Here is an 8,494-nt window from a genome sequence, read left to right on the forward strand (position 1 = left end):
CAAACCATTACTCGCCCCGTCCTGATTCACCGCACTGCCCCGCACCACCGCCAACACCCGATGACCGTTCCGCCGCGCATCCGACAACCGCTCCACCAGCAGCACACCCACCCCCTCAGACCACCCCGTACCGTCCGCCGCCGCCGCGAACGACCTGCACCGACCATCGGCCGACAGCCCACGCTGACGGCTGAACTCCAGGTACATGTCGGGGGTGGACATCACGGCCACGCCGCCGGCGAGGGCGAGTGAGCACTCGCCCGCGCGCAGCGCCTGCACCGCCAGGTGCAACGCCACCAGCGACGACGAGCACGCCGTGTCCACCGTCACCGAGGGGCCTTCCAGGCCCAGCGTGTACGACACCCGGCCCGTGGCCAGGCTGCCGCCGCTGGTGGTCGCGGCGTGCGCGCCGAGGCCGTAGTCGTGGTACATCAGCCCGGTGAACACGCCGGTGGCCGAACCCTTGAGCGTGGTCGGGTCGATGCCGGCCCGCTCCAACGCCTCCCAGGAGGTCTCCAGCAGCAGCCGCTGCTGCGGGTCCATGACCATGGCTTCGCCGGGGCTGATCCCGAAGAAGTCGGGGTCGAAGTCGGCGGCGTCGTGCAGGAAGCTGCCGCGCTTGGCGTAGGTCTTGCCGGGTTTACCGGGTTCCGGGTCGTAGAGGCTGTCCACGGACCAGCCTCGGTCGGACGGGAATTCGGTGGTCGGGTCGGTCTCGTCGACGAGGAGGCGCCAGAGGTCCTCGGGGGTTTTCACCCCGCCCGGGAAGCGGCACGCCATGCCGACGACGGCGATCGGGTCGTCGTCGGTGGTGGTGTGCCGTACGGCGGGCAGCGCGGGGACCGCGGTGGTGCCGTCGTATTTGTCGGCGATGTGGTCGGCGACGGCGCGGGCGTTGGGATAGTCGAAGACCAGGGTCGCCGGGAGCCGCAGGCCGGTGAGTTTGTTGAGGCGGTTACGCAGTTCGACGGCGGTGAGGGACTCGAAGCCGAGTTCCTGGAAGGCCCGTCCGGGTTCGACGGCGTCCGCGGAACCGTGGCCGAGGACGGCCGCGACCTGGGTGCACACGAGGTCGAGGAGGACGGTACGGCGCTCGTTCATGCCGAGCCCGACGAGCTGCTGCTCCAGCGCGGAGGCATCCGCGCCGGCTCCCGCCTGGGCGAGGCGCCGGGCGGGGGCGGGGACGAAGCCGCGCAGCAACGCGGGGATGTCGTCGGCGCGCTTGCGCAGGGCGGCGCCGTCGACGCGCAGGGCCGCGAGGTTGGACTCGCCGGAGGTCAGGGCGGCGTCGAACAGGGCGAGGCCCTCGTCGGCGGAGAAGGCGGGCAGGCCCTGGCGCCGCATCCGTTCGAGATCGGCGTCGCTGAGCCGGCTGCTGAGGCCGGTGCTGACGTTCCACAGGCCCCATGCGGTGGCGGTGGCGGGCAGCGCGTGGGCGTGGCGGTGGGCGGCGAGGGCGTCCAGGAAGACGTTTGCGGCGGCGTAGTTGGCCTGCCCGGCGGCGAGCACCATGCCACCGGCTGACGAGAACAGCACGAACGCCTTCAGGTCGGCGTCGCGGGTCAGCTCGTGCAGATGCCAGGCCGCGTCCGCCTTGGCGGCGAGCACGCTGTCGAAGTGCTCCGGGGTGAGTTCGCCGACCAGGCTGTTGGCGGCGACGCCGGCGGTGTGGACGATCCCGGTGAGCGGGTGGCCGGCGGGGATGTCGGCCAGCAGGGTGGCCAGGGCCTCCCTGTCGGCAACGTCACAGGCCGCGACGGTGACCTCGGCGCCCGCTTCGGTGAGTTCCCGCTCCAGCTCGGCGGCGCCCGGCGCGTCGGGGCCGCGCCGGCTGACGAGCAGCAGATGCCGTACGCCGTGGGTGTCGATCAGGTGGCGGGCCACCAGGGCACCCAGGCCGCCGGTTCCGCCGGTGATCAGGACCGTGCCGTCGGGATCGAAGGAGGGCTCGGCCGGTGATTCGGCGGGCAGGGCGGACGGGGTGAGCCGGGGCACGCGGACCTGACCGGCGCGGACGGCGAGTTCGGGCTCCTCGGAGGCGACCGCGGCGGCGAGTACGGCGTCGGAGCGCGGGTCGTTGTCGAGGTCGACGAGCTGGAAGCGGCCGGGGTTCTCGGCCTGCGCGGCGCGCAGCAGGCCCCACACCGGGGCCTGGGCCAGGTCGACTTCGTCGCCGTCCTCCATGGCGACCGCTCCCCGGGTGGCCACGACCAGGCGCGCGTCCGCGTAGCGCTCCCGCGCCAGCCACTCCTGGACCACCGCCAGCACCTCGTACACAACCGTCCGGACGCCACGCGTCGGGTCGTAGTCGTCCGAGTCCGCGATCGAGTCCGAGTCCGGGTCCAAGGGGGCCGGACAGGTCAGGAGGACGGCCGGCGGGACGGGCTCGTCGGCGCCGAGGTCCTGCCAGGGTGTGGGCCGCGGTGCCATGCTGGTGAGGTGGGGCAGGGCCTTCCAGTCGATGCGGTGGAGGGCGTGATCGCGGCCGGGGCCGGCGGCGAGCCGGTCGACGGAGACCTGGCGGGACACGAGCGCGTCCACGGTGAGCACCGGGCGGCCCGCACCGTCGGCGACCTGGAGCGACACGCCGTCCGCGCCGCTGGGCACGTTGCGGACGCGGAGGTCGGCGGCACCGACGGCGTGCAGGGTCACCCCGTTCCAGACGAACGGCAGCACGGTGTCGCCGTCGCGGCGTCCGTCGTCGTCGAAGAGGCCGGCGTGCATGGCGGCGTCCAGCAGGGCGGGGTGCAGCCGGAAGGACGCGGCGGCGCTGCGGGCCTGGTCGGGCAGGGCGACCTCGGCGAACAGTTCGTCGCCTCGCCGCCAGGCCGCCTTGAGGCCCTGGAAGACGGGGCCGTAGCCATAGTCCTGGGCGCGCAGGATGTCGTAGGCGTCCCGCAGGTCGATCGGGGTGGCGCCGGGCGGCGGCCAGGCGGCGAGATCGAAGTCGGCGGCCGGGCCGGTGGGGCCGATGAGGCCCTCGGCGTTGAGCTGCCACGGGGAGGCGGTCGCCTCGTCCGGGCGGGAGTACACGCCCACGGTACGGCGGCCGTCCACGTCGGGGGCGCTGACCAGGACCTGGAGCTGAATGCCGCCGCGTTCGGGCAGCACGATGGGCGACTGCAGGGTGAGTTCCTCGACGGTGCCGCAGCCGACCTCGTCGCCGGCACGGACGACGAGCTCGATGAAGCCGGTGCCGGGGAAGACGATGGCGTCGCCCACCATGTGGTCGTGCAGCCAAGGATGGGTAGCCGACGACAGCCGCCCGGTGAACTGCACCTCGTCGGCGTCCGGGGCGGGCAGCGCGGCGCTGAGCAGTGGATGCTCCAGGGGGAGCAGGCCGAGGGCGGCGGGGTCGGCCTCGGTGAGCCGGCCCTCGAGCCAGAAGTGGTCGTGCTGGAAGGCATACGTCGGCAGTTCCACCGTGCGCGGCGCGTGGCCGGCGAACAGGGGCCGCCAGTCAGGGCTTCCGCCGCAGACCTGCACCTCACCGACCGAGGTCAGGAAGCGGTCCAGGCCGCCCTCGTCGCGGCGCAGGGAGCCGACCACGGCGGTGCCGCCACCGTTCTCGGCGCCGTCGATACTCTCCAGGGTGTCCTGGACGCCCGTGGTGAGGACGGGATGCGGGCTGCACTCGACGAAGGTCCGGAACCCGTTCTGCCACAGCAGGCGGATGACGTCCTCGAACCGCACGGTGTTGCGCAGGTTGCGGTACCAGTAGCCGGCGTCCATGGCGGTGGTGTCGAGGGGTTCGCCGGTGAGGGTGGAGTAGAACGCGACCGTGGACATGGTGGGCCGGATGCCGTCGAGGAGTTCGTGCAGCGGATCCTCCAGGGAGGATACCTGCGCCGAGTGGGACGCGTAGTCCACGGCGATACGGCGCATGCGCACGCCCTCGGCCTCGCAGCGGGCGGCGAGTTCGTCCAGTGCCGGCACCTCGCCGGAGACCACGGTGGCGGCGGGGCCGTTGGCGGCGGCGATGCTGAGGTGCTCGCCGTACGGTGCGATCAGGGCGCGGACCCGCTCGGCGGGGGCGGCGAGGGAGGCCATGCTGCCGGTGCCGGCCAGGGAGACCAGCGCCTTACTGCGCAGGGTGACGACCCGGGCCGCGTCTTCGAGGGAGAGCGCGCCGGCGACGTACGCGGCGGCGATCTCGCCCTGGGAGTGGCCGACGACAGCGTCCGGACGCACGCCCAGCGACTGCCACAGCGCGGCCAGGCTCACCATGACCGCGAACAGCGCGGGCTGGACGACGTCGACGCGGTCGAGCGACGGGGCGTCCGGCTCACCGCGCAGCACGGCGGACAGCGACCAGTCGACATGCGGCGTGAACGCCCGCTCGCACGCGGCGAGTTCCTCGGCGAAGACCCCGGACGACTCCATGAGGGAGGCGGCCATACCGGCCCACTGCGACCCCTGGCCGGGGAAGACGAACACGGTCCGGCCGGCCACGTCGGCCTGGTCCCGGACGAGGTTGACGGCGTCCTCACCGGCGGCCAGCGCACGCAGGGCGTCGCGTGCGGCGTCTCGGTCCCGGCCGAGCACCAGGGCCCGGTGGGGCAGCCGGGTGCGGGTGGTGAGCAGCGAGTGCGCGATGTCGGCCAGGGGGGTGTCGGGGGCGGCGGCGTCGAGATACGCCAGCAGGCGGTCGGCCTGGGCGCGCAGGGCGGCGTCCGTCTTGGCGGAGACGAGCAAAGGGAGCGGGGGGTCTACGAGTCGGGCAGCGGGGGTGCCGGTGCGCGTGTCGATGCCGGGCGCGTTGGTGCCGCTCGCGAGGGCCTCGGTGACGTCGGAGGTGTCGGTGGTGTCCGCCGGCTCCGCACCAGCTGTGGCTGCGGCGGCCGGAGTGGTGGCGGACCGGCTGTCGTCACCCCGCTCAGCGGTGATCGGCGGCGCCTGTTCGAGGATGACGTGGGCGTTGGTTCCGCTGATGCCGAAGGAGGAGACCGCCGAGCGGCGCGGGCGCCCGGTCTCGGGCCAGGGCCGGTTCTCCGTCAGGAGTTCCACGCCTCCGGCGGACCAGTCCACCTTGGAGGTCGGCCGGTCGACGTGCAGGGTCTGGGGCAGGATGCCGTGCCGCATGGCCATGGCCATCTTGATCACACCGGCGACCCCCGCGGCGGCCTGCGCGTGGCCCATGTTGGACTTGATGGAGCCCAGCCACAGCGGCCGGTCCGCGGGCCGTCCGCGGCCGTACGTGGCCAGCAGCGCCTGAGCCTCGATGGGGTCGCCGAGGGTGGTGCCGGTGCCGTGCGCCTCAACGGTGTCCACGTCGGCGAGGCCGAGCCGGGCGTTCTCCAGGGCCTGGCGGATCACCCGGCGCTGCGAGGGCCCGTTGGGCGCGCTGAAGCCGTTGCTGGCGCCGTCCTGGTTGACGGCGATGCCCCGGATCACGGCGACCACCGGGTGGCCGTTGCGCCGGGCGTCCGACAGCCGCTCCACCAGCAGCATGCCCACGCCCTCGGCCCAGCCGGTGCCGTCGGCCGTCTCGGCGAAGGAGTGGCACCGGCCGTCGGAGGCCAGTCCCCGCTGCCGGGTGAACTCGATGAACATGTCCGGGGTCGACATCACGGCCACGCCGCCGGCCAGCGCGAGCGAGCACTCGCCTGAGCGCAGCGCCTGCACCGCCAGATGCAGGGCGACAAGCGACGACGAGCAGGCGGTGTCGACCGTCACCGACGGCCCCTCCAAGCCAAGGGTGTATGACACGCGGCCGGAGACAAGACTGCCGCCGGTGGCGCTGCCGACGCCGGTGCCCTGCGCGTAGTCGTGGTACATCAGGCCCGCGAACACGCCAGTGGGCGAGCCTTTCTGCGTGGTCGGGTCGATGCCGGCCCGCTCCAGCGCCTCCCAGGAAACCTCCAGCAGTAACCGCTGCTGCGGGTCCATCGCCTGCGCGTCGTTGGGGCTGATGCCGAAGAAGCCGGGGTCGAAGCCCGCCGCGTCGTAGAGGAAACCGCCCTCGCGCGCGTAGGTCCTGCCGGGTCCCCCGTCCGGGTCGTACAGCTCGTCCAGCGCCCAGCCCCGGTCGTCGGGGAAGTCGGACACCGCGTCGACGCCGTCGGCGACCAGCCGCCACAGTTCCTCCGGGGTGCTGACACCCCCGGGGTAGCGGCAGGCCATGCCGACGATCGCGATGGGCTCGTGCTGGGCGGCCGACAGCTTGCGGTTCTGGCTGCGCAGCCGTTCCGTTTCCTTCAGCGACTCGCGGAGTGCGGTGACCAGCTTCTCGTCCGGCCTTGCCATGTCAGATACCCGTCTCTTCGGTCGTGTCGCCGAGGTCTCGGTGGCCGAGTGCCATGCTGATCAGGCTCTCGGTGTCCATGACGTCGATCGATTCGTCTACGTCGGTGTCGTGCGCGGTGCCGTCGTGCGTGCCGTCCGCCGGATCGGAGCCGGGGCCGGGCGGTGCCGCGAGGTCGCCGCCGAGCCGTACGAGGCTGTCCAGCAGGCCGCTCTCGCGCAGCCGGGCCAGCGGAATCGCCCGCAGGAGGGCGCGGACGCGCTCCTCGTCCGCCGGGGCGTCCAGGGCGTCACCCGATCCGTCCGGGAACACCTCCTCCAGCAGATAACCGGCCAGGGCCTCGGCGTTGGGGTAGTCGAAGACGAGCGTCGCCGGCAGCCTCAGGCCGGTGCGCTCACCGAGCCGGTTGCGGAACTCCACGGCCGTCAGCGAGTCGAACCCGAGGTCCTTGAAGGCCCGGTCGGGCTCGATCGCGGCCGCGCCGGCGTGCCCGAGGATGCTCGCGGTCTGCGCGCGGACCAGGTCCAGCAGATACGCGTGGCGCTCCTGCACCCCCAGTCCCGCGAGCCGCTGCTCCAGGCTCGCACCATCCGGCGCACCGGACTCCCGCGCCGCACGGACCGGCACCCGCGCAATCCTGCGCAGCAGGGCCGGCGGGGCGTCACCCCGCGCGCGCAGCGCCGCCGTGTCCACGCGCAGCGGTACGACGACGGAGCCCCCGGTGTACGGCAGCGCCGCGTCGAACAGCGCCAGCGCCTCGTCCCGCGGCAGACCGGGCAGTCCGAGCCGGGCCATGCGCTGCTCGGCCTCGTCCAACTGTCGGGTCAGGCCGGTGGTCACACTCCACAGGCCCCAGGCCATGGCGGTGGCGGGCAGGCCGTGCGCCCGGCGGTGGGCGGCGAGGGCGTCCAGGAACACGTTCGCCGCGGCGTAGTTGGCCTGGCCCGCGGCCAGCACCATGCCACCGGCCGACGAGAACAGTACGAACGCCTTCAAGTCCTCCAGGTCGCGGGTGAGCTCGTGCAGATGCCAGGCCGCGTCCGCCTTCGGGGTGAGGACGGCGTCGAACCGCTCCGGCGTCAACTCGGCGATCAGGCCGTTGTCCGAGACGCCGGCCGCGTGCACGACTCCCGTCAGCGGGTGGGCGGCTGGGACGGCGGCGAGGAGAGCGGCCAGGTCCTCGCGTGCGGCGACGTCGCACGCGGTGATGGTCACCTCGGCGCCTGCGGCCGTGAGTTCCTCTTCGAGTTCGCTCGCCCCGGTGGCCTCGGGTCCGCGCCGGCTGACCAGCAGCAGGTGCCGTACGCCGTGCTCGGCCACCAGGTGCCGGGCAACGACGGCACCGAGGCCGCTGGTGCCGCCGGTGACCAGGACGGTGCCGTCCGGGTCGAGGACGGAAGCGGTGGCGGCGGACGCGTCCACGGTCGGGGGCTGCGTCAGGCGCGCGAAGCGGGGGTGGAGGATCTGGCCCGCCCGTAGGGCGAGTTCGGGTTCGCCGGAGGCGATGGCGGCTCCGAGGGCGGCCTCGGACAGGTGGTCGTCGTCGAGGTCGACGAGCTGGAAGCGGTCCGGGTTCTCGGCCTGGGCGGCTCGGAGGAGGCCCCACACGGGGGCCTGGACCAGGTCGACGTCGTCCCCGTCCTCCACGGCGACCGCACGGCGCGTGGCCACGACCAGGCGGGATCCGGCGAACCTGTCGTCGGACAGCCACTCCTGCACGATCGCCAGCACCTCGTACATGACTTCCCGAGTGCCGCGGGTCGGGTCATCGTCGGCCGAGGGTGAGGGTGTCGGGCAGGTCAAGAGGACGGTCGGGGGGACCGTCGTCGTGCCGGTGGGCAGGTCATGCCACGTCGGCGGTACCGCGCCCAGGTCGCGCGTCACGGCCAACGTCTCCCACTCGATCCGGAACAGTGAGCCGCCCTTCGTGTCCGCCGCCGCCAACTGCGCTGCAGAGACGGGCCGTCCGACCACGGAGTCGACCTTCAGCACCGGCCGCCCCGTGAAGTCCGCCACGGCCAGCCGCAGCCGACGGTCACCACTGCGGGACAGGTGCACCCGGACCCTCGGGGCACCGCCGCCGTGCAGGGTCACTCCGTTCCAGACGAACGGCAGCGTCGGCTCACCGTCGCTCCCGCCCTCGACGACCAGAGCGGCGTGCATGGCGGCGTCGAGGAGGGCGGGGTGGATGCCGAATCGGGGGGCCTGGTCGGTGGACTCTCCGTCGGGGAGGGTTACTTCGGCGTAGAC

The 8,494-nt window shown here is 73.3% G+C and carries 2 protein-coding genes; both read right to left on the reverse strand.

What is annotated here, in order from left to right; genetic code table 11:
- A partial coding sequence (locus ACI2L1_RS44600; RefSeq protein ID WP_404745213.1) for an SDR family NAD(P)-dependent oxidoreductase occupies nucleotides 1–6,246 on the reverse strand: 6,246 nt, incomplete at its 3' end.
- A 1-nt stretch (nucleotide 6,247) separates the two neighbouring features.
- On the reverse strand, nucleotides 6,248–8,494 hold a 2,247-nt coding region (locus ACI2L1_RS44605), incomplete at its 5' end, for a type I polyketide synthase (RefSeq protein WP_404745214.1).

Source organism: Streptomyces sp. NPDC019531 (assembly GCF_044903305.1).
In the GTDB taxonomy this organism is placed as follows: Bacteria; Actinomycetota; Actinomycetes; order Streptomycetales; family Streptomycetaceae; genus Streptomyces.